Origin of the sequence: Streptomyces sp. NPDC048142 (assembly GCF_043202835.1) — a bacterium.
Taxonomy (GTDB): Bacteria; Actinomycetota; Actinomycetes; order Streptomycetales; family Streptomycetaceae; genus Streptomyces.
Window position 1 is genome coordinate 50626 of record NZ_JBIDBC010000015.1, and the last position, 21182, is coordinate 71807.

General features: G+C 71.3%; 18 protein-coding genes. 15 read left to right on the forward strand and 3 right to left on the reverse strand.

All coding sequences use genetic code 11. From position 1 onward, the window contains the following. Positions 1–26: 26 nt before the first annotated feature. The 3 genes from ACGF2Y_RS20160 to galE all read right to left on the reverse strand — a co-directional run bounded on the left by ACGF2Y_RS20160 (position 27) and on the right by galE (position 3680). Positions 27–1295: a GNAT family N-acetyltransferase gene (locus ACGF2Y_RS20160; RefSeq protein ID WP_392949145.1), complete on the reverse strand. Its 1269-nt coding sequence runs from the start codon at positions 1293–1295 to the stop codon at positions 27–29. Between the two features lie 249 nt (positions 1296–1544). Then, the gene (locus ACGF2Y_RS20165; protein WP_392949147.1) at positions 1545–2486 is read right to left on the reverse strand and encodes a cation diffusion facilitator family transporter; all 942 of its coding nucleotides are present in this window, start codon (positions 2484–2486) and stop codon (positions 1545–1547) included. Between the two features lie 204 nt (positions 2487–2690). Further along, positions 2691–3680: a UDP-glucose 4-epimerase GalE gene (gene galE / locus ACGF2Y_RS20170; RefSeq protein ID WP_392949150.1), complete on the reverse strand. Its 990-nt coding sequence runs from the start codon at positions 3678–3680 to the stop codon at positions 2691–2693. A 317-nt stretch (positions 3681–3997) separates the two neighbouring features. Here galE and ACGF2Y_RS20175 point away from each other — a divergent pair, with 317 nt between their 5' ends. The 15 genes from ACGF2Y_RS20175 to ACGF2Y_RS20245 all read left to right on the forward strand — a co-directional run bounded on the left by ACGF2Y_RS20175 (position 3998) and on the right by ACGF2Y_RS20245 (position 21151). Beyond that, on the forward strand, positions 3998–5752 hold the full coding sequence (locus ACGF2Y_RS20175; RefSeq protein WP_392949153.1) for a DUF5941 domain-containing protein: 1755 nt from the start codon (positions 3998–4000) through the stop codon (positions 5750–5752). Then, on the forward strand, positions 5749–6486 hold the full coding sequence (locus ACGF2Y_RS20180; protein ID WP_392949156.1) for a sugar phosphate nucleotidyltransferase: 738 nt from the start codon (positions 5749–5751) through the stop codon (positions 6484–6486). The genes ACGF2Y_RS20175 and ACGF2Y_RS20180 overlap by 4 nt, the downstream gene beginning before the upstream one ends. Beyond that, the gene (locus ACGF2Y_RS20185; RefSeq protein ID WP_392949159.1) at positions 6474–7535 is read left to right on the forward strand and encodes an iron-containing alcohol dehydrogenase family protein; all 1062 of its coding nucleotides are present in this window, start codon (positions 6474–6476) and stop codon (positions 7533–7535) included. The genes ACGF2Y_RS20180 and ACGF2Y_RS20185 overlap by 13 nt, the downstream gene beginning before the upstream one ends. After that, entirely contained in the window at positions 7513–8292 is a 780-nt protein-coding gene (locus ACGF2Y_RS20190) for a CDP-alcohol phosphatidyltransferase family protein (protein ID WP_392949161.1), read from the forward strand. Before ACGF2Y_RS20185 ends, ACGF2Y_RS20190 begins: the two co-directional genes overlap by 23 nt. 8 nt (positions 8293–8300) lie before the next feature. Then, a complete protein-coding gene (locus ACGF2Y_RS20195; RefSeq protein ID WP_392949163.1) occupies positions 8301–9173 on the forward strand; it encodes a glycosyltransferase family 2 protein in 873 nt (290 codons plus the stop codon). Between the two features lie 101 nt (positions 9174–9274). Continuing rightward, the gene (locus ACGF2Y_RS20200) at positions 9275–10204 is read left to right on the forward strand and encodes an ABC transporter permease (RefSeq protein WP_392949165.1); all 930 of its coding nucleotides are present in this window, start codon (positions 9275–9277) and stop codon (positions 10202–10204) included. Further along, positions 10197–10982, forward strand: a complete 786-nt coding sequence (locus ACGF2Y_RS20205; RefSeq protein ID WP_392949168.1) for an ABC transporter ATP-binding protein — start codon at positions 10197–10199, stop codon at positions 10980–10982. The genes ACGF2Y_RS20200 and ACGF2Y_RS20205 overlap by 8 nt, the downstream gene beginning before the upstream one ends. A 423-nt stretch (positions 10983–11405) precedes the next feature. Beyond that, positions 11406–12317 (forward strand): squalene synthase HpnC, encoded by a 912-nt coding sequence (gene hpnC / locus ACGF2Y_RS20210; RefSeq protein ID WP_392949171.1) that lies wholly within the window; start codon positions 11406–11408, stop codon positions 12315–12317. A 29-nt stretch (positions 12318–12346) separates the two neighbouring features. Next, a complete protein-coding gene (gene hpnD / locus ACGF2Y_RS20215; protein WP_392949381.1) occupies positions 12347–13267 on the forward strand; it encodes a presqualene diphosphate synthase HpnD in 921 nt (306 codons plus the stop codon). A 118-nt stretch (positions 13268–13385) separates the two neighbouring features. Next, complete coding sequence (gene hpnE / locus ACGF2Y_RS20220; protein ID WP_392949174.1) at positions 13386–14771, forward strand: hydroxysqualene dehydroxylase HpnE; 1386 nt, start codon at positions 13386–13388, stop codon at positions 14769–14771. Further along, the gene (locus tag ACGF2Y_RS20225; RefSeq protein ID WP_392949177.1) at positions 14768–15871 is read left to right on the forward strand and encodes a polyprenyl synthetase family protein; all 1104 of its coding nucleotides are present in this window, start codon (positions 14768–14770) and stop codon (positions 15869–15871) included. Before hpnE ends, ACGF2Y_RS20225 begins: the two co-directional genes overlap by 4 nt. A gap of 107 nt (positions 15872–15978) precedes the next feature. Continuing rightward, the gene (gene shc / locus ACGF2Y_RS20230; RefSeq protein ID WP_392949179.1) at positions 15979–17979 is read left to right on the forward strand and encodes a squalene--hopene cyclase; all 2001 of its coding nucleotides are present in this window, start codon (positions 15979–15981) and stop codon (positions 17977–17979) included. After that, positions 17979–18626 carry a 1-hydroxy-2-methyl-2-butenyl 4-diphosphate reductase gene (locus ACGF2Y_RS20235; RefSeq protein WP_392949182.1) on the forward strand — a complete coding sequence of 216 codons (648 nt, stop codon included), beginning with the start codon at positions 17979–17981 and terminating at the stop codon, positions 18624–18626. Before shc ends, ACGF2Y_RS20235 begins: the two co-directional genes overlap by 1 nt. Before the next feature lie 5 nt (positions 18627–18631). Continuing rightward, positions 18632–19651, forward strand: coding sequence for an adenosyl-hopene transferase HpnH (gene hpnH, locus ACGF2Y_RS20240; RefSeq protein ID WP_392949184.1), 1020 nt, complete (start codon positions 18632–18634; stop codon positions 19649–19651). 102 nt (positions 19652–19753) lie between these two features. Then, complete coding sequence (locus ACGF2Y_RS20245) at positions 19754–21151, forward strand: aspartate aminotransferase family protein (RefSeq protein ID WP_392949186.1); 1398 nt, start codon at positions 19754–19756, stop codon at positions 21149–21151. The last annotated feature ends 31 nt before the right edge of the window (positions 21152–21182 follow it).

Here is a 21182-nt window from a genome sequence, read left to right on the forward strand (position 1 = left end):
CCGGGCGCGGCGGGACGGACGGGCCGTCAGACCCCGAAGGCCGCCGGATAACGGATCATGCCCGCCGGAACCGGGACGGAATCGTCCAGTACCAGGGCCATCATCGCCTCGTCCGGCACCTCGAAACCTGGCCGGATTCCGTAGCGCGAGGCCGGCACGAAACCGAAGCGCGGGTAGTACTCGGGATGACCGAGCACCAGCACCAGCGCCTCACCACGCACCCGGGCGGCGTCCAGCACCGCCCGCACCACGGCCTGACCCGCACCCTGCCGCTGGTACGCGGGAGAGGTGGCCACCGGGGCCAGCGCGAGGGCCGGGGCGTCGCCGACCCGGCAGCGGGTCAGCAGCGCGTACGCCGCGAGCGATCCGTCCGGCGCCTCGGCGACGTGGCCGAGCTCCGGCAACCAGGCCTCGGCGTCGGCCCGCAGGGCGTCCACGAGGTCCGCCTCGTCCCGGGTCGGGAAAGCGGCCGCGTTGACCGTGTGCACGGCCGCACGGTCCGCCGGTGTCTCCGGACGGGTGGTCCACCGCGGATCGGCAGGGCGCAGCACATACGCGGCGTAGCCGTACTCCGTGCCGTGCTCCCGCCGTACGGCCAGCTCCTCGCGGGTGGCCGCGAGCGCCCACTCCATACCGGGAGCGCCCGGGGCGGTGCTCCCGACCCGTTCGGCGAGCGGTACGTAGTACTCGGCCCAGTCGCTGTCGGGCTGGACCAGCACGGCGCCGACCGTGCAGCCCGCGGCGACGGCCGCCCCGGTGGTCTCCGGCAGGGTGCGCAGGGAGCCGTTGCGGTCCCAGAAGTCGCGCGCCCCGGCGGACGGCGCGTCCGTGGTCCAGACGCACTCGGAGATCATCATCGCGCCGCCCGGGGCCAGCAGCCGCTGCCAGTCGCGGACGGCGGTGTCGAACCCGATGCAGTACGCCGATCCCTCGGCCCAGATCAGGTCGAAGGACCCGTCGGGGAACGAGGGGCCGGTGAGGTCGCCCATGTTCGCCCGGACCGTACGGACGCGGTCGTCGAGGCCACGGGCCCCGGCCGCCTCGCGCAGCTCGTCCAGGAACGGCTGGTGCAGGTCGACCGCTGTCACCTCGGCGCCCGCCTCGGCGGCGAGCAGCAGAGCGGCCCGGCCCGGACCGCAGCCCAGGTCGAGGACGCGGGGGCGGTCGGGCAGCGGACCGGCGAGAGCGAGCAGCCGACGTGTGGTCGCGTCGGAGCCGGGGCTCTGCCGGGGAAGACGGTGATGCAGGGTGAAGAACGCCTCGGTGCGCGAGGCGTCGTCAGTGTGGTCGGTCAACGTGGGAACCCTTGGGTGTGAGGGCTCCGACCCGATCCGGGAAGAAGTGGACCTAGCCGGAAACCCGGGAGATGAGGAAGGACCGATTGCCGCGCCGGGAAGGCGTCGTCGCGACCGTCATCATCCTCAGCTCCTCTCGAAAGGGTCCCGGTGACACCGGGTTCCGCTCCACCGCGAGACTCGAACGTCTCAGCGAAACCACCTTAGCACCGCCTCGGCCGCACTCAGGGGCACGCGACTCGGTGGCTCTCAGTGGCAGAGCCGCGCCTCGTGCACAGCGTGACCGCTCGGCTCCAGCTGGAAGGTGCAGTGCTCCACGTCGAAGTGGTCCCCGAGGCAGCCCTGCAGCTCGTGCAGCACCTTCTCGTGCCCTATCGAGTCGAGCATCTCCTGGCGCACCACGACATGCGCGGAAAGCACCGGCATCCCCGAGGTGATCGTCCAGGCGTGCAGGTCGTGGACGTCCAGGACCCCGGGCAGCTCCGTGATGTGGGCCCGTACCTCCGCCATGTCCACACCCTTGGGCGCCGCCTCCAGGAGCACGTTGAGGGTCTCCCGCAGCAGCTTCACCGTCCGGGGGACGATCATCAGGCCGATCACCAGGGAGGCGATCGGGTCGGCGGGCTGCCAGCCGGTCGCCAGGATGATGCCCGCCGAGATGATCACGGCGAGCGAGCCCAGGGTGTCGGCCAGCACCTCCAGATAGGCGCCCCGCACATTCAGGCTCTCCTGCTGTCCGCGCGTCAGCAGGGAGAGGGAGACGATGTTGGCCACCAGACCGACGGCGGCGAACGCGATGGCCAGGCCGCCCTTCGTCTCGGCCGGCGTGATGAACCGCTCGACCGCCTCGAAGACCAGATAGCCGCCGACCCCCAGCAGCAGCAGACAGTTCGCGAGCGCCGCCAGGATCTCCGCACGGGCGAAGCCGAAGGTGCGGTTCGGCCCGGCCGGACGGTTGGCGAAGTGGATCGCGAGCAGCGCCATCCCGAGCCCCAGGGCGTCGGTGGCCATGTGGGCGGCGTCCGCGATCAGGGCCAGCGAGTCGGAGAGCACCCCGCCGACGATCTCCATGACCATCACGCTCAGGGTGATCGCCAGGGCGACCTTGAGCCTGCCCCGGTACGCGGCGGCCGCCGTACCGGTCGGAGGCGGCCCGCTGTGCGTATGCCCGTGATCGTGGCCAACCCCCATGCGAAACGCCTCCAGGTCCGTGCGACGGCGCCGGTGCGAAACCGCCCGACGCGGCCAGTGAACTACGGGTGGGGGGTATGAGGCAACACGGCACTGAACACCGTTGTCATGTGCTCTGACCTGCGGAAACGTTCCGCAGGTCAGAGCGCTGACACCGTCACGGGCGCGGTCCGGGTCAGGTCACCGCTGCCGCTCCGACACCCGTCACGGACGCCGCTCGGCGCGTGCCTCGGGGTGACGCAGGCACCAGCCCTCCCACGCCGACTCCACCATCTCGCGTACGCACCGCCGCGCCGTCCAGCCCAGCTCCTCGGTGATCCGCGCGGCCGACGCCACCGCCTTCGGCGCGTCACCGGCCCGGCGCGGCCCGACCACCGGCTTCGGACCGTGGCCCGTCACCTCGCCGATCACCTCGGCCAGCTCCCGCACCGAGACGCCCTCGCCCCGGCCGACGTTCAGCGTCAGATCGCCGGCGCCCACCCCGTCCAGCCGCCGCGCGACGGCGAGATGGGCCTCCGCCAGGTCGGCGACATGGATGTAGTCACGGACGCAGGTGCCGTCCGGCGTGGGGTAGTCGTCGCCGAAGATCCGCGGGGCCTCGCCGTGCGTCAGCCGCTCGAACATCATCGGCACGATGTTGAAGACCCCGGTGTCCGCGAGCTCCGGCGCGGCGGCGCCCGCCACGTTGAAGTACCGCAGACAGGCGGTCGAGATCCCGTGGGCCTTCCCGGTGGCCCGCACCAGCCACTCCCCGGCGAGCTTCGTCTCGCCGTACGGGTTGATCGGCAGGCAGGGCGTCTCCTCGGTGATGAGCTCCACGTCCGGTACGCCGTAGACGGCCGCCGAGGAGGAGAAGAGGAAGCGCCGCACTCCCGCCGCGACCACGGCCTCCAGCAGCACGCCCAGCCCGGCGACGTTCTCCCGGTAGTACAGCAGCGGCTTCTCCACGGACTCGCCGACCTGCTTCTTCGCCGCGAGATGCACCACACCGCTCACCCCGTGGCCGGCCAGCACCCGGTCCAGCAGGGCCCGGTCGGAGGCCGAGCCCTCCACCAGCGTGACGGCGTCCGGCAGCCGGTCCACGATGCCGCTGGAGAGGTCGTCGAGCACCACGACCCGCTCGCCCGCCGCCACCATGGCCCGCGCCACGTGTGCCCCGATGTATCCCGCCCCGCCTGTGATCAGCCATGTCATGACCGCCAGCCTAAGGGCCCCGCTCACCCCGTCCGGCCCGCGGTTTGTGGGCCGGGCCCCCGATCGATGATGATGATCGCCGACGACGGCCGCGCTTGCAGGTCCACCCGAACAGCGCGCGAACGGGTGGTGAACTCGGCCTTCCGTTCATCGGATAGCCTCAGCCGACACGCCGCCGGTCCTTCTCGTGGCCGTGCGGCCCTGTGCCGTCCCCCGTCAGTGCCAAGGAGTGAGTTCGTCTGTCGACCGCCATCCTCACCGGTACGCCGGTACCCGGGTCGTCGCTCGCGGACGATCTGCGGTCCCTGGGCTTCGACGTGCAGACCGCCGTCGACGCCGGTGACGCCGCAGCCCTCCTCGCCGCTGTCCCGGCCGGCCGCCGGGTCGCCCTCGTCGACCCGCGTTTCGTGGGTCACGTCCACGCGCTGCGGCTCGGACTGACCGACCCGCGTTTCCCCGCCGCCACCGTCCCCGGCGCGCTCACCGCCCAGCCGGAGGCGCGCGGCGCCCTGCTGCGCGCGCTGCACCGCACCGCCGCCGCCGTCGGCGCGGGCGCCCCCGTCGTCGACCCGGACACCGACCCCGCGCCCGAGGACCGCACGGTACCCGGCCGCATCGCCGTCGCGCTGGAGGCCGAGGGCACCGCCGTACAGCGCCCCGCCCTCGGCTCGCTCGTCGCGGCCGTGCCCACCGACCCCGGGCAGGAGGCCGCCGCCGTGGCCGGGCTCACCTCGGTCGACGACGAGGCGGTACGGCTGCGCGGCGCGGTGAAGGCCCACGACGGCTTCTTCACCACGTACTGCATCAGCCCCTACTCCCGCTACATCGCCCGCTGGTGCGCCCGCCGGGGCCTCACCCCGAACCAGGTCACCACCGCCTCGCTGATCACCGCGCTCATCGCGGCGGGCAGCGCGGCGACCGGAACCCGGGGCGGCTATGTCGCCGCCGGCATCCTGCTCCTGGTCTCCTTCGTCCTGGACTGCACCGACGGGCAGCTCGCCCGCTACTCGCTCCAGTACTCCACGATGGGCGCCTGGCTGGACGCCACCTTCGACCGGGCCAAGGAGTACGCGTACTACGCCGGGCTCGCCATCGGCGCCGTGCGCGGCGGCGACGACGTCTGGGTCCTCGCGCTCGGCGCGATGGTCCTCCAGGCCTGCCGCCATGTCGTGGACTTCTCGTTCAACGAGGCCAACCACGACGCGGTCGCCAACACCAGCCCCACCGCAGCCCTCTCCGACAAGCTCGACAGCGTCGGCTGGACGGTCTGGGTGCGCCGGATGATCGTGCTGCCGATCGGCGAGCGCTGGGCCATGATCGCCGTGCTCACCGCGCTCACCACCCCGCGGACCGTCTTCTACGCCCTGCTCATCGGCTGCTCCCTGGCCGCCTGCTACACCACGGCCGGCCGCCTGCTGCGCTCGCTGACCCGCCGGGCCGGCCGCACCGAACGCGCCGCGCAGGCCCTCGCGGACCTCGCCGACTCCGGGCCCCTGGCGCAGGCCGTCGCCTCGGCCGCCCCCGGACTCCGGGGCGCGTTCACGGCGCCGGCCGTCGCCCTGCTCGGCACCCTCGTGATGGTCGGCGGGGCCCTCTTCCTCCCGTACGGCAGTTGGCTCACCGTCGCCGCCGCCGCGGTGTACGTCCTGCTCTCCGGCCTCGCCGTCGCCCGCCCGCTCACGGGTGCGCTCGACTGGCTGGTGCCGCCGTTCTTCCGGGCCGCGGAGTACGTCACGATCCTTGTGCTGGCGGCCCGCAGCGACGTCCCCCACGCCGTTCCGGCGGCCTTCGGGCTCGTCTCGGCCGTCGCCTACCATCACTACGACACGGTGTACCGCATTCGCGGAGGCACCGGCGCGCCGCCCCAGTGGCTGGTGCGGACGATCGGTGGACCCGAGGGCCGTACCGCGCTGGTGGCCGTCCTCGCCGCCGTACTCACCCACACCTCAGGTTTCACCACGGCCCTGACCGCACTCGCGGTCGCCGTGGCTCTGGTGGTGCTCGTGGAGTCCATCCGCTTCTGGGTGTCCTCCTCGGCCCCCGCCGTTCACGACGAAGGAGAACTCGCATGATCGGCCTCGTACTGGCAGCCGGTGCAGGGCGACGTCTGCGCCCCTACACGGACACGCTCCCCAAGGCGCTCGTCCCTGTCGACGGCGACAAGACGGTCCTCGACCTCACGCTCGCCAACTTCGCCGAGGTCGGACTCACCGAGGTCGCGATCGTCGTCGGCTACCGCAAGGAGGCCGTCTACGCCCGCAAGGCCGAGCTGGAGGCCACGTACGGCCTCACCCTCACGCTCATCGACAACGACAAGGCCGAGGAGTGGAACAACGCCTACTCCCTGTGGTGCGCCCGTGACGTCATCAAGCGCGGCGTGATCCTCGCCAACGGCGACACCGTGCACCCGGTCTCCGTCGAGAAGACCCTCCTGGACGCCCGCGGCCAGGGCCGGAAGATCATCCTCGCCCTGGACACCGAGAAGAGCCTCGCCGACGAGGAGATGAAGGTCATCACCGAGGAGGGCAAGGGCGTCCAGCGCATCACCAAGCTGATGGACCCGGCCACCGCCACCGGTGAGTACATCGGCGTCACCCTCATCGAGCCCGAGGCCGCCGAGGAGCTGGCGGACGCGCTGAAGACCACTTTCGAGCGCGACCCCGACCTCTACTACGAGGACGGCTACCAGGAGCTCGTGAACCGCGGCTTCACCGTCGACGTGGCCCCCATCGGCACCGTGACCTGGGTCGAGATCGACAACCACGACGACCTCGCCAAGGGCCGGGAGATCGCGTGCCAGTACTGACCCGGCTCATTCCGTCCCCGGTCGTCGTCGACATCCGGCGCGGTGCCATGGACGATCTGGCGGGTCTCCTGGCCGATCAGCGGATCTCCTCGTCGGGCAAGCTCGCCATCGCGATCAGCGACGGCTCCGGGCGCGCCCTGCGGGAGAGGCTCGGCCCGGTCCTGCCGGGTGCCGACTGGTATCCGGTCTCCGACGGCACGATCGACTCCGCGGTGAAGCTCGCCGACGGCATCAAGGGCAACCGGTACGACGCCGTCGTCGGCCTCGGCGGCGGCAAGATCATCGACGTGACGAAGTACGCCGCGGCGCGGGTCGGGCTGCCCATGGTCGCCGTCGCGACGAACCTCGCGCACGACGGCCTGTGCTCACCGGTCGCCACGCTCGACAACGACAACGGGCGCGGCTCCTACGGGGTCCCCACCCCGATCGCCGTGGTCATCGACCTCGACGTGATCCGTGAGGCACCCGCCCGTTACGTCCGTTCCGGCATCGGCGACGCGATCTCGAACATCTCCTGCGTCGCCGACTGGGAGCTGGCCCACGAGGTCAACGGCGAGGAGATCGACGGTCTGGCGGCCGCGATGGCCCGTCAGGCGGGCGAGGCCGTGCTGCGCCACCCCGGCGGGGTCGGCGACGACGCCTTCCTGAAGGTGCTGGCCGAGGGGCTCGTGCTCACCGGTATCTCGATGTCGGTCGCGGGCGACTCGCGTCCGGCGTCCGGCGCCTGCCACGAGATCAACCACGCCTTCGACCTGCTCCACCCCCAGCGCGCGGCCAGCCACGGCGAGCAGGTCGGCCTCGGCGCCTGCTTCGCCATGTATCTGCGCGGTGCCCGCCAGGAGTCCCTCCTGATGGCATCGGTACTGCGCCGCCACGGTCTGCCGGTCCTGCCGGAGGAGATCGGGTTCAGCGTCGACGAGTTCGTGAAGGCCGTCGACTACGCACCGCAGACGCGCCCGGGACGCTTCACGATCCTGGAGCACCTCAACCTGTCCACCGACCAGATCAGGGAAGCGTACGCCGACTATGCGACGACCATCAGTAGCTGAACTCCGTCCGGTCGTTCACCCCCCGGGCGTGAAGGACCGGCGCAGCGGCGAGCACTGGGCCGGGCGCATGTACATGCGTGAGGTCTCGCTGCGCGTGGACCGCTACCTGGTCAACACCCGGGTCACGCCGAACCAGGTCACGTACGTGATGACCCTGGCCGGCGCCCTGGCCGCCCCGGCGCTGCTGGTTCCGGGCGTCTGGGGCGCTGTACTCGGTGTGCTGATGGTCCAGCTCTACCTGCTGTTCGACTGTGTGGACGGCGAGCTGGCCCGCTGGAAGAAGCAGTACTCGCTCAGCGGGGTCTATCTGGACCGGGTCGCCGCCTACCTGTGCGACGCGGCGGTGCTCGTCGGCCTCGGCCTGCGCGCCGCCGACATCTGGGGCGAGGGCCGGATCGACTGGCTCTGGGCCTTCCTCGGAACCCTCGCCGCGCTCGGCGCGATCCTCATCAAGGCCGAGACGGACCTGGTGGGCGTGGCCCGTCACCAGGGCGGGCTGCCGCCGGTGAAGGAGGCGGCGTCCGAGCCGCGCTCCTCCGGCATGGCGCTGGCCCGCCGGGCGGCCGGGGCGCTCAAGTTCCACCGGCTGATCCTCGGGATCGAGGCCTCGCTGGTGATCCTCCTGGTGGCCGTCGTCGACGCGATCGGGGGCGACCTCTTCTACACCCGCCTGACCGTGGCGGTCATGGCCGGCATCGCGCTGCTGCAGACCCTGCTGCACCTGGTGTCCGTCCTGGCGTCCAGCCGGCTGAAGTGACCTCTCCCATGAAACTGGGCGCGGTGATCATCACCATGGGCAACCGCCCGGACGAACTCCGCGCCCTCCTCGATTCGGTCACCGCCCAGCACGGTGACCGGATCGAGGTCGTGGTGGTCGGCAACGGTTCCCCGGTCCCCGACGTGCCCGCCGGGGTGCGCACGGTGGAGCTGCCCGAGAACCTGGGCATCCCCGGTGGCCGCAACGTCGGCATCGAGGCGTTCGGCCCCTGCGGGGCGGATGTGGACGCCCTGCTGTTCCTGGACGACGACGGTCTGCTCCCGAACCGGGACACCGCCGAGTTGTGCAGGCAGGCGTTCGCGGCGGACCCGAAGCTCGGGATCGTCACCTTCCGGATCGCCGACCCGGACACCGGCGCCACCCAGCGGCGGCACGTCCCCCGGCTGCGGGCCGCCGACCCGATGCGCTCCTCGCGCGTGACGACGTTCCTCGGCGGCGCCAACGCCGTACGCACCCGGGTCATCGCCGAGGTCGGCCCGCTGCCGGAGGACTTCTTCTACGCCCACGAGGAGACGGACCTGGCCTGGCGGGCGCTGGACGCGGGCTGGATGATCGACTATCGCGCGGACCTGGTCCTGAACCACCCCACCACCGCCCCGTCCCGGCACGCGGTCTACCACCGCATGGTCGCCCGTAACCGGGTCTGGCTCGCCCGCCGGAACCTGCCCGCCCCGCTGGTCCCCCTCTATCCGGGGGTCTGGCTGCTGCTGACCCTGGCCAGGCGCCCGGCCCTGCCCGCGCTGAAGGCGTGGTTCGGCGGATTCCGGGAAGGCTGGTCGACCCCCTGCGGGCCTCGTCGCCCGATGAAGTGGCGTACGGTGTGGCGGCTGACGAGGCTGGGACGACCTCCGGTCATCTGAGAAGCTTTCCTCTGAGAGCATGGGGCGTATTTTCTTTCCGGGACCTGTCCGCCTGAGCCGCGCCCGCGACTGGCTGCGCGTGAAGACGAGAGTTTCAACTTGTGAGTGACACGACCCACGACAGTGGGGTAGCCCTCGGCACCCCGCCGTCCGCCGACGAGGGCCTCGACGCGGCCCGGCTGGCCGCGAAATACGGACTGACCGTGAGCGGCGCCCGGCCGGGGCTGTTCGAGTACATGAGACAGCTCTGGGGCAGGCGCCACTTCATCCTGGCCTTCTCCCGGGCGAAGCTGACCGCGCAGTACAGCCAGGCCAAGCTGGGCCAGCTGTGGCAAGTGGTCACCCCTTTGTTGAACGCCGCGGTCTATTACCTGATCTTCGGGCTGATCCTGGGAACCAGGGAGGGAATTCCCCACGACATCTTCGTGCCGTTCCTGGTCACCGGCGTCTTCGTCTTCACCTTCACGCAGAGCTCGGTGATGGCGGGCGTCAAGTCGATCTCCGGCAACCTCGGACTGGTCCGGGCCCTCCACTTCCCCCGGGCCTCGCTCCCCATCTCCTTCTCGCTCCAGCAGCTCCAGCAACTGCTGTTCTCGATGATCGTGCTGATCGCGGTCGCCGTCATCTTCGGCAGCTACCCCTCGCTGTCCTGGCTGCTGGTGATCCCCGCCCTGATTCTCCAGTTCTTCTTCAACACCGGCCTGGCCCTCGTCATGGCACGGCTCGGCTCCAAGACCCCCGACCTCGCGCAGCTGATGCCGTTCGTCATGCGGACCTGGATGTACGCCTCGGGCGTCATTTTCTCCATCCCGGTCATGCTCAAGGACAAGCCGGCCTGGATCGCCGACGTGCTCCAGTACAACCCGGCGGCCATCTACATGGACCTGGTCCGCTTCGCGATGATCGACGGATACGGATCCGAGAACCTGCCGGACCACGTCTGGGCCGTCGGCCTGGGCTGGGCCGTGCTGCTGGGCGTCGTGGGATTCGTGTACTTCTGGAAGGCAGAGGAACGGTACGGCCGTGGCTGAGGACAACGCACAGGGGCGCATCCCCACGGTGATCGCCGACGACGTGCACATCGTGTACCGGGTCAACGGCACGGGCGGCGGCCGGGGCAGTGCCACCGCCGCGCTGAGCCGCATGATGCGGCGGGGCAAGGGCGAGCCGCGCGGTGTCCGCAAGGTGCACGCCGTACGCGGTGTCTCCTTCACCGCCTACCGCGGCGAGGCCATCGGCCTCATCGGCACCAACGGCTCCGGCAAGTCGACGCTGCTGCGAGCCATCGCGGGTCTGCTGCCGACCGAATCCGGCCATGTCTACACGGACGGTCAGCCCTCGCTGCTCGGTGTGAACGCGGCGCTGATGAGCGATCTGACCGGTGAGCGCAACGTCGTGCTCGGCGGTCTGGCGATGGGCATGAGCCGGGAGGAGATCCGCGAGCGCTACCGCGAGATCGTGGAATTCTCCGGGATCAACGAGAAGGGCGACTTCATCACCCTGCCGATGCGGACGTACTCCTCCGGCATGGCGGCGCGGCTGCGCTTCTCGATCGCCGCCGCCAAGAACCACGACGTCCTCATGATCGACGAGGCGCTGGCCACCGGTGACCGCAAGTTCCGGGTCCGCTCCGAGGAGCGGATCCGCGAGCTGCGCAAGGAGGCGGGCACCGTCTTCCTGGTCAGCCACAACAACAAGTCGATCAGGGACACCTGCGACCGGGCGCTCTGGCTGGAGAAGGGCGAGCTCCTGATGGACGGCCCCACCGAGGAAGTCCTCAAGGCGTACGAGCGCGAAACGGGCAAGTAGTCCGAGCTCTCCCGTGGCCCCCGCCGGACCGGTCCGGCGGGGGCCACGGGGTGTGCGGCGTCCGGCACCGCCGGGCAGGCCGTCCGCAGGAGGCCCCCGGGGGCGATCTCCTCCCGGCGGATGACGTCAATCGCCCCGTACGCGGGGAAGGTTGACGGGCACAGCCGGGAAGCGGCGGCGGGCGCTCCACCCCGTCGATCCCCTGTGAGCTGTACAACGTAAGCTGTAGCGGTGCTGATTCATGGCAAGTAGGGCGATACGCCCCGGCACCGCCCGCTCTGCCGCAGTGCACTCGGAAGATTGAGCGGCGTGTCCGAAAAGGGTTGTTTTGGATCAGCAGTGTAGAACGGGAGATGTGACGGCAATGACGGAAGATCTCCAGCTCCGACGTGGTCTCGCCGTCCCCGCGCCGGGCGGTCCGCAGTGACCCCGACCCCCGAGGCGCACACCGGTGCAGCCACCCTCGGCAAGGCCGCGGACGAGAACTTCCCCGTGGCGCCCTTCTTCCTGCCCCGCGCCTGGCGCGACGACCTGATGGCGGTCTACGGATTCGCCCGGCTCGTCGACGACATCGGCGACGGCGACCTCGCCCCCGGCGGCGCGGACGCCCGTCACCTCGGACTGGAGCCGGAGCAGAGCGACGACCGCCTCGCCATGCTCGACGCCTTCGAGACCGACCTTCACCGGGTCTTCGCCACCACCGGCGATGAGCCGCACCACCCGCTGCTGCGCAACCTGCGCCCCACCGTGCGGCGCCGCACGCTCACCCCCGAACCCTTCCTCGGCCTGATCGAGGCCAACCGCCAGGACCAGAAGATCCGCCGCTACGGCAGCTACGCCGAACTCGCCGCCTACTGCGAGCTCTCGGCGAACCCGGTCGGCCGCCTGGTCCTCGCCCTCACCGGCACCACGAGCCCGGAACGCGTCCGCCGCTCCGACGCGGTCTGCACCGCGCTCCAGATCGTCGAGCACCTGCAGGACGTGGCCGAGGACCTGAAACGCGACCGGATCTATCTGCCCGCCGAGGACATGGAACGCTTCCGGGTCACCGAAACCGACCTGGCCGCGCCCTCTGCCGGAGCCTCCGTCCGCGCCCTGATCGCCTACGAGGCCCAGCGCGCGAGCGAGCTGCTGAACGAAGGCCCCCCTCTGGTGGGCAGCGTCAACGGCAGGCTCAAGCTGCTCCTCGCCGGATTCGTCGGAGGCGGGCGCAGCGCGCTCACGGCGATCTCGGCCGCCGGGTTCGACGTACTGCCCGGACCGCCCAAACCCACCAAGCCCAGCCTGCTGCGCGAAGTGGGAACCGTCTTGCGAAGAGCGCGTGGAGAGAGGTGAGCCGGACCGTGGAGGGACAGCCGACGTACATGTCGCCGCCGGTGCAGGCCGCATACAGTTACTGCGAGACCGTCACCGGACAGCAGGCCCGTAACTTCGCCTACGGCATCCGACTGCTGCCGCTCGAGAAGCGGCAGGCCATGTCGGCGCTGTACGCCTTCTCCCGTCGGGTCGACGACATCGGCGACGGTGAGCTGGACCCGGAGACCAAGCGGATCCGGCTGGAGAGCACCCGCGAACTGCTGGAGCGGATCCGCAAGGACGCGGTCGACGAGGACGACACCGACCCGGTGGCCGTCGCGCTCGCCGACGCCGCCTCCCGCTTCCCGCTCCCGCTCGGCGGGCTCGACGAGCTGATCGACGGCGTCCTGATGGACGTCCGGGGCGCGACCTACGAGACCTGGGACGACCTTACGTCCTACTGCCGGTGCGTCGCCGGAGCCATCGGACGCCTCAGCCTCGGCGTCTTCGGCACCGCGCCGGGCGCCCGGGGGGCGGAGCGCGCCGCCGAGTACGCCGACACCCTCGGCCTCGCCCTCCAGCTCACCAACATCCTGCGCGACGTCCGTGAGGACGCCGGCAACGGACGCACCTACCTGCCCGCCGAGGACCTGGCCGCATTCGGGTGCTCGGCCGGCTTCCACCGGACCACCCCGCCCCCCGGCTCCGACTTCGCGGGCCTGATCCACTTCGAGGTCCGCCGCGCCCGCGCCCTGTTCGCCGAGGGCTACCGGCTGCTGCCGATGCTCGACCGCCGCAGCGGCGCCTGCGTCGCGGCGATGGCCGGGATCTACCGCCGCCTCCTCGACCGGATCGAGCGCGACCCCGAGGCCGTACTGCGCGGGCGGGTCTCGCTTCCCGGCCACGAGAAGGCCTACGTCGCGGTGCGCGGCCTGTCCGGACTGGACGCCCGCCACATCTCGCGGCTCACCGCCAGGGGGCGAGCCTGATGGTCTCCGGCAGCTTCCGCGCCCGGACAACCCTCCAGTGGCCTGTCGCGTCACTGACTGCGACGATCTCCAGGGTGAGGATCCGGCAGACGGCCACGACCCGGCGGGAGGGGCAGGCATGAGCGACGAGAGCCCCCGCCCCGTCGCCGTCGTCGTCGGCGGTGGTCTCGCCGGCGTCACGGCGGCGCTCCGCCTCGCCGACGCCGGACTCGACGTGACCCTCCTGGAAGGACGCCCCCGTCTCGGCGGCCTCGCCTTCTCCTTCCAGCGCGGCGACCTCACCGTCGACAACGGCCAGCACGTCTATCTGCGCTGCTGCACCGGCTACCGCTGGTTCCTCGACCGGATCGACGCCGCCCCCCTGGCCCCGCTCCAGGACCGTCTCGACGTGCCCGTGCTGGACGTCGGCCGGGCCGCCGGGCCGCGCCTGGGACGGCTGCGCCGCACCGGCCTGCCCGTGCCGCTGCACCTGGCCGGCGGACTCGCCGCCTATCCCCACCTCTCCCTCGCCGAGAAGGCGGGCGTGGGCCGCGCCGCCCTCGCGCTCGGCCGCCTCGACCCCGCCGACCCGGAACTCGACCGCATCGACTTCGCCACCTGGCTGCGCCGGCACGGACAGTCGGAACGCGCCATCGAGGCGCTCTGGGACCTCGTCGGCGTCGCCACGCTGAACGCCACCGCCCCGAACGCCTCCATGGCCCTCGCGGCGAAGGTCTTCAAGACCGGCCTGCTCTCCGAGCCCGGCGCCGCCGACATCGGCTGGGCCACCGTGCCGCTCGGCGAGCTCCACGACACCTTCGCCCGCAAGGCCCTGGACACCGCGGGCGTCCGCACCGAACTGCGCGCCAAGGCCGGGTCCCTGACCCGCACCGAGGGCGGCCGCTGGAGCGTCGAGACAGCGGGTGAGCGGATCACCGCCGACACCGTCGTCCTGGCCGTGCCGCAGACCGAGACCCACGACCTGCTGCCCCCGGGCGCTCTCGACGAACCCGACCTGCTGCTCGACATCGCGTACGCGCCCATTCTGAACGTGCACGTCGTCTACGACCGCAAGGTGCTGCGCAGGCCGTTCTTCGCCGCGATCGGCTCCCCGGTCCAGTGGGTCTTCGACCGCACCCACTCCTCGGGCCTCACCGGCCCCGGGCAGTACCTGGCGGTCTCGCAGTCAGCCGCCCAGGACGAGATCGACCTGCCCGTCGCCGAACTGCGCTCCCGCTACCTGCCCGAGCTGGAGCGGCTGCTCCCCGCCGCCCGCGGCGCCGGCATCCGCGACTTCTTCGTCACCCGGGAGCGCACCGCCACTTTCGCGCCCGCCCCGGGCGTCGGGCGGCTGCGTCCGGGCCCCCGCACCAGGGCGCCCGGCCTCCACCTGGCGGGGGCCTGGACCGACACCGGCTGGCCCGCGACCATGGAGGGTGCCGTGCGCAGCGGCGCAGCCGCCGCCGACGCGGCCCTTCACGACCTCGGCCGCCCCCTTGGACATCCGCTGCAGGAGGCGGCATGAGCAGTACCACCGGAACAAGAGGAGAGTCAGTGACCCCGGCGAATCCGGCTTTCGACACCGTGGCGGACACCGCGGACGTCACCGCGCTTCTGGAGCGCGGACGAGCCCTGTCAGCGCCGGTCCTGCGGGCTGCCGTGGGCCGGCTCGCGCCGCCCATGGACACCGTCGCCGCCTATCACTTCGGCTGGATCGACGCCGAGGGACGGCCCTCGGACGGCGACGGCGGCAAGGCCGTGCGTCCCGCGCTCGCCCTGCTGTCCGCCGAGGCCGCGGGCGCCCCCGCCGAGGCCGGCATCCCCGGCGCGGTGGCCGTCGAACTCGTGCACAACTTCTCGCTGCTGCACGACGACCTGATGGACGGCGACGAGCAGCGCCGTCACCGCGACACCGTATGGAAGGTGCACGGCCCGGCCCAGGCGATCCTGGTCGGCGACGCGCTCTTCGCGCTCGCCTACGACCTGCTGCTGGAGCTCGGCACGGTCCAGGCGGGCCGCGCGGCCCGCCGGCTGACCACCGCCACCCGCAAGCTCATCGACGGTCAGGCCCAGGACATCTCCTACGAGCACCGCGAGCGGGTCACCGTCGAGGAGTGCCTGGAGATGGAGGGCAACAAGACCGGCGCCCTGCTGGCCTGCGCCGTCTCCATCGGCGCGGTGCTCGGCGGCGCCGACGACCGTACCGCCGACACCCTGGAGGCGTACGGCTACCACCTCGGCCTCGCCTTCCAGGCCGTCGACGACCTCCTCGGCATCTGGGGCGACCCGGAGTCCACCGGCAAGCAGACCTGGAGCGACCTGCGCCAGCGCAAGAAGTCCCTGCCCGTCGTCGCCGCGCTCGCCGCGGGCGGCGAGGCCTCCGAGCGGCTCGGCGAACTGCTTGCCGCCGACGCCAGGAGCAACGACTTCGACAGCTTCTCCGAAGAGGAGTTCGCCGCCCGCGCGGCACTCATCGAGGAGGCGGGCGGCCGCGAGTGGACCGCCCAGGAAGCCCGTCGTCAGCACGCGGTCGCCATCGAGGCACTGCACGCCGTCGACATGCCCCACCGGGTGCGGGAGCAGCTCACCGAGCTCGCCGACTTCGTGGTGGTACGCAAGAGATGACCACTCTTCGCATATGACTCGCAGTCGCCGGCCGGCGCCCCCTCACCGGGCGCCGGCCGACGGAGACCCCAGCACAGCAGAGAACCGACTGCACGAAGGGGAAGCTCATGACAGCGACGACCGACGGATCGACCGGGGCCGCGAACCTCTCCGGGGCCCCGGCCGATGATCCACCCGACATGACCACCGCCGCGGACGACGTGACCGTCGCCGCGCGGCGGGCCGCGGAACGCTCCGTGGAGCACCTCCTCGGCAGACAGGACGAGCAGGGCTGGTGGAAGGGCGACCTCGCCACCAACGTCACGATGGACGCCGAGGACCTGCTCCTGCGCCAGTTCCTCGGCATCCAGGATCCCGAGACCACCCGGGCCGCCGCCCTCTTCATCCGCGGCGAACAGCTCGGCGACGGCACCTGGAACACCTTCTACGGCGGACCGGCCGACCTTTCCGCCACGATCGAGGCGTACGTCGCCCTGCGGCTGGCCGGGGACCGCCCCGACGAACCGCACATGGCACGCGCCTCCGGCTGGATCAGGGAGCAGGGCGGCATCGCGGCAGCCCGCGTCTTCACCCGCATCTGGCTGGCCCTGTTCGGCTGGTGGAAATGGGACGACCTCCCCGAACTGCCGCCCGAGCTGATGTTCTTCCCCAAGTGGGTCCCGCTCAACATCTACGACTTCGGTTGCTGGGCCCGGCAGACCATCGTGCCGCTCACCGTCGTCTCCGCCAAGCGCCCGGTGCGCCCGGCGCCCTTCGCCCTGGACGAGCTGCACACCGACCCCCACCATCCCAACCCGGCCAGGAAGCTTGCCCCGCCCGCCAGTTGGGACGGGCTCTTCCAGCGCCTCGACAAAGGGCTGCACCTCTACCACAAGGTCGCCCCGCGCCCGCTGCGCCGCGTCGCGATGAACCTGGCCGCCCGGTGGATCATCGAGCGCCAGGAGAACGACGGATGCTGGGGCGGGATCCAGCCGCCCGCCGTCTATTCCATCATCGCGCTGCACCTGCTCGGCTACGACCTCGACCACCCGGTGATGAAGGCCGGCCTGGCCTCGCTCGACCGGTTCGCCGTCCGGCGCGAGGACGGCGCCCGCATGGTCGAGGCCTGCCAGTCGCCCGTCTGGGACACCTGCCTGGCCACCATCGCCCTGGCCGACGCCGGACTCAGACCCGATCACCCCGCCCTGGTGAAGGCCGCCGACTGGATGCTGGCCGAGGAGATCACCAGACCCGGTGACTGGTCGGTGCGAAAGCCCGAACTCGCCCCGGGGGGCTGGGCGTTCGAGTTCCACAACGACAACTACCCGGACATCGACGACACCGCCGAAGTCGTTCTTGCGCTGCGCCGGGTACGCCACCCGGACCCCGCCCGCATGCAGGCGGCCATCGACCGCGGGGTCCGCTGGAACCTCGGGATGCAGTCCCGCAACGGAGCCTGGGGCGCGTTCGACGCCGACAACACCAGCCCCTTCCCCAACCGCCTGCCCTTCTGCGACTTCGGTGAGGTCATCGACCCGCCGTCGGCCGACGTCACCGGCCATGTCGTGGAGATGCTCGCCGTCGAGGGCCTCGCGAACCACCCCCGTACCCGCGAGGGCATCGAGTGGCTGCTCGCCGAACAGGAGGCGTGCGGGGCCTGGTTCGGGCGCTGGGGCGTCAACTACGTCTACGGCACCGGGTCCGTGGTGCCCGCCCTGATCGTTGCCGGACTGCCCGCCGCCCACCCCGCGATCCGCCGGGCCGTGGGATGGCTGGAATCCGTTCAGAACGACGACGGCGGCTGGGGCGAGGATCTGCGCTCCTACCAGGAGGAGAAGTGGATCGGGCACGGTGAGTCCACCGCCTCCCAGACCGCGTGGGCGCTGCTCGCCCTCCTCGCCGCGGGCCGCCGTGACACCCGCCCGGTCGCCCGCGGCGTCACCTGGCTGACCGAGGCGCAGCAGGCCGACGGCTCCTGGGACGAGCCGTATTTCACCGGCACCGGCTTCCCCTGGGATTTTTCCATCAACTACCACCTCTACCGCCAGGTCTTCCCTCTCACGGCACTCGGACGTTATGTGTACGGCGACCCGTTCGCCGACCGCGCGAGCGCCGCCGAGGGGGCCTGATGGGCGATCCGCGAGGGCCCGGGAGCCCCGTGCCGCCGCTGCTGGTCGCCTGCGCCCTCGGCATCGAGCAGGTCGCCCTGCGCAGCGGCAGGGGCGCCCCGGGCCCGGTCCGCGTGCTGCGCACCGGGATGGGCCCCCGGGCGGCGGAGGCGGCCGTGGCGCGTCTCCTGGGCCCCGGCGGCGTTCCCGACGCCGCCGTGATCGCCTCCGGCTTCTGCGCCGGCCTCGCCCCGGGGATGCACCCGGGGGACCTGGTCGTCGCCGAGGAGACCCGGGACGCGGACGGCGCCACTCCCTGCGTCGGCACCGGCGTCCTGGTCGCCGCACTGGCCGGGGCGTTCCCCGGCCGCACCGTCCACACCGGCCCGCTGACCGGCTCCGACCACGTCGTACGGGGCTCCGAGCGGGCCGCGCTGCGGGCGGGCGGGGCCATCGCGGTGGACATGGAGTCCGCCGCGACACTGCGTACCGCCCTGAGTCACGGACCGCGCCCGGTTGCGGCCGTCCGGGTGGTCGTGGACGCTCCAGAACATGAGCTCGTCCGCATCGGCACGGTTCGCGGTGGAATATCGGCCTTCCGTGTTCTCCGTGCCGTCCTTCCGGCTTTCTACGAATGGCACCGATCGTTACTGCTCCCCAGGAGGTGAGCCAGATGGCCATGCCGCTCCGTCAGTCCATCAAGGTCGCGACGTATCTCTTCGAACAGAAGCTCCGCAAGCGTGAGAAGTTCCCGCTGATCGTCGAGCTGGAGCCATTGTTCGCCTGCAATCTCGCCTGTGAGGGCTGCGGGAAGATCCAGCACCCGGCCGGTGTCCTCAAGCAGCGCATGCCGGTCGCCCAGGCGGTCGGAGCGGTGCTCGAATCCGGCGCCCCCATGGTGTCGATCGCCGGTGGCGAACCCCTGATGCATCCTCAGATCGACGAGATCGTGCGTCAGCTCGTCGCGAAGAAGAAGTACGTCTTCCTCTGTACCAACGCGATGCTGATGCGGAAGAAGCTCGACAAGTTCACCCCGTCCCCGTACTTCGCCTTCGCCGTGCACATCGACGGACTGCGCGAGCGGCACGACGAGTCGGTCGCCAAGGAGGGCGTCTTCGACGAGGCCGTCGCCGCGATGAAGGAGGCCAAGCGGCGCGGATTCCGCGTCACCACCAACTCCACCTTCTTCAACACCGACACCCCGCAGACCATCATCGAGGTCCTCAACTACCTCAACGACGACCTCCAGGTCGACGAGATGATGATCTCGCCCGCCTACGCCTACGAGAAGGCGCCCGACCAGGAGCACTTCCTGGGCGTCGAGCAGACCCGCGAGCTCTTCAAGAAGGCCTTCGCGGGCGGTAACCGGGGCCGCTGGCGGCTCAACCACTCGCCGCTCTTCCTGGACTTCCTGGAGGGCAAGGCGGATTTCCCGTGTACCGCGTGGGCGATCCCGAACTACTCGCTCTTCGGCTGGCAGCGCCCCTGCTACCTGATGAACGACGGTTACGTACCGACGTACCGTCAGCTCATCGAGGAGACCGACTGGGAGAAGTACGGCCGCGGCAAGGACCCGCGCTGCGCCAACTGCATGGCGCACTGCGGCTACGAGCCCACGGCGGTGCTCGCCACCATGGGGTCCCTGAAGGAATCCCTGCGCGCGGCACGGGAGACCATCAGCAGCAATCGCTGAGGCGCCGACCGACGAGGCACGGCAGGCCGCCACGGGCCCCCGGGGCGGCCTGCCCCCCCGTACCAGCACACCCCGAAGGCCCCCGAAGGAGAAGAGCGGGCGATGACGGACGGCGGATCCCAGGGCTTCGACCTGGCTCGGCTCCTCGCCGAGCGCGGGGCCGAACGGTACGACCTGCACGCGCGCCACCTCAACCACCAGCTGCCGCGCATGCTGCACACCATCGGCTTCGACAAGGTCTACGAGCGGGCCGAAGGCGCGTACTTCTGGGACGCGGAGGGCAACGACTACCTCGACATGCTCGCCGGGTTCGGCGTCATGGGCCTCGGCCGCCACCACCCCGTCGTCCGCCAGGCCCTGCACGACGTCCTGGACGCCCAGCTCGCCGACCTCACCCGCTTCGACTGCCAGCCGCTGCCCGGACTGCTGGCCGAGAAGCTGCTGACCCACAGCCCGCACCTGGACCGCGTCTTCTTCGGGAACAGCGGCACGGAAGCGGTCGAGACGGCGCTGAAATTCGCCCGATGCGCGACCGGGAAGCCCCGGGTCCTCTACTGCGACCATGCCTTTCACGGGCTCACCACGGGCTCCCTCTCGGTCAACGGCGAGGGCGGCTTCCGCGACGGCTTCGGCCCGCTGCTCCCCGACACGGCGGTCCCGCTCGGCGACCTGGACGCGCTGCGCCGCGAGCTGAAGCGGGGCGATGTCGCGGCCCTGGTGCTGGAGCCGATCCAGGGCAAAGGCGTGCACGCCGCGCCGCCCGGCTATCTGCGGCAGGCGCAGGAGCTGCTGCACCGGCACAAGGCGCTCCTGATCGCCGACGAGGTGCAGACCGGCCTCGGCCGGACCGGGGACTTCTACGCCTACCAGCACGAGGAGGGCGTGGAGCCCGATCTGGTGTGCGTGGCCAAGGCGCTCTCCGGCGGCTATGTGCCCGTCGGCGCGACCCTCGGCAAGGACTGGATCTTCCGCAAGGTCTACTCCTCGATGGACCGGGTCCTCGTCCACTCGGCGAGTTTCGGCTCCAACGCCCAGGCGATGGCGGCCGGGCTCGCCGTCCTGACCGTGATGGAGGACGAGGAGACCGTAGCGAACGCGCGGCGCACCGGCGATCTGCTGCGCGAGCGGCTGGCGGCGCTGGTGGACCGCTACGAGCTGCTGCACGAGGTCCGCGGCCGCGGACTGATGATCGGCATCGAATTCGGCCGGCCGTCGTCGCTGAAACTCCGCAGCCGCTGGACCATGCTCCAGGCGGCCCGCAAGGGACTCTTCGCTCAGATGGTCGTGGTGCCGCTGCTCCAGAAGCACCGGATCCTCACCCAGGTCTCCGGCGACCACCTGGAAGTGATCAAGCTGATTCCGCCGCTGGTCATCGGGGACGCGGAGGTGGACCGCTTCGTGGCGGCGTTCACCTCCGTCATGGATGACGCGCACAGCGGCGGCGGACTGATGTGGGACTTCGGCCGGACCCTGGTCAAGCAGGCCGTGGCCAACCGCTGACCGGCCCGGGACCCGGTTTGCCTCCGGGGCA

Excerpts from the sequence above, each read along its gene's own strand:
- ACGF2Y_RS20165 (WP_392949147.1), bottom strand. The coding sequence starts at position 2,486 with ATGGGGGTTGGCCACGATCACGGGCATACGCACAGCGGGCCGCCTCCG.
- galE (WP_392949150.1), bottom strand. The coding sequence starts at position 3,680 with ATGACATGGCTGATCACAGGCGGGGCGGGATACATCGGGGCACACGTG.
- ACGF2Y_RS20180 (WP_392949156.1), top strand. The coding sequence starts at position 5,749 with ATGATCGGCCTCGTACTGGCAGCCGGTGCAGGGCGACGTCTGCGCCCC.
- ACGF2Y_RS20190 (WP_392949161.1), top strand. The coding sequence starts at position 7,513 with ATGCGACGACCATCAGTAGCTGAACTCCGTCCGGTCGTTCACCCCCCG.
- ACGF2Y_RS20195 (WP_392949163.1), top strand. The coding sequence starts at position 8,301 with ATGAAACTGGGCGCGGTGATCATCACCATGGGCAACCGCCCGGACGAA.
- hpnD (WP_392949381.1), top strand. The coding sequence starts at position 12,347 with ATGTCGCCGCCGGTGCAGGCCGCATACAGTTACTGCGAGACCGTCACC.
- hpnE (WP_392949174.1), top strand. The coding sequence starts at position 13,386 with ATGAGCGACGAGAGCCCCCGCCCCGTCGCCGTCGTCGTCGGCGGTGGT.
- ACGF2Y_RS20225 (WP_392949177.1), top strand. The coding sequence starts at position 14,768 with ATGAGCAGTACCACCGGAACAAGAGGAGAGTCAGTGACCCCGGCGAAT.
- shc (WP_392949179.1), top strand. The coding sequence starts at position 15,979 with ATGACAGCGACGACCGACGGATCGACCGGGGCCGCGAACCTCTCCGGG.
- ACGF2Y_RS20235 (WP_392949182.1), top strand. The coding sequence starts at position 17,979 with ATGGGCGATCCGCGAGGGCCCGGGAGCCCCGTGCCGCCGCTGCTGGTC.
- hpnH (WP_392949184.1), top strand. The coding sequence starts at position 18,632 with ATGGCCATGCCGCTCCGTCAGTCCATCAAGGTCGCGACGTATCTCTTC.
- ACGF2Y_RS20245 (WP_392949186.1), top strand. The coding sequence starts at position 19,754 with ATGACGGACGGCGGATCCCAGGGCTTCGACCTGGCTCGGCTCCTCGCC.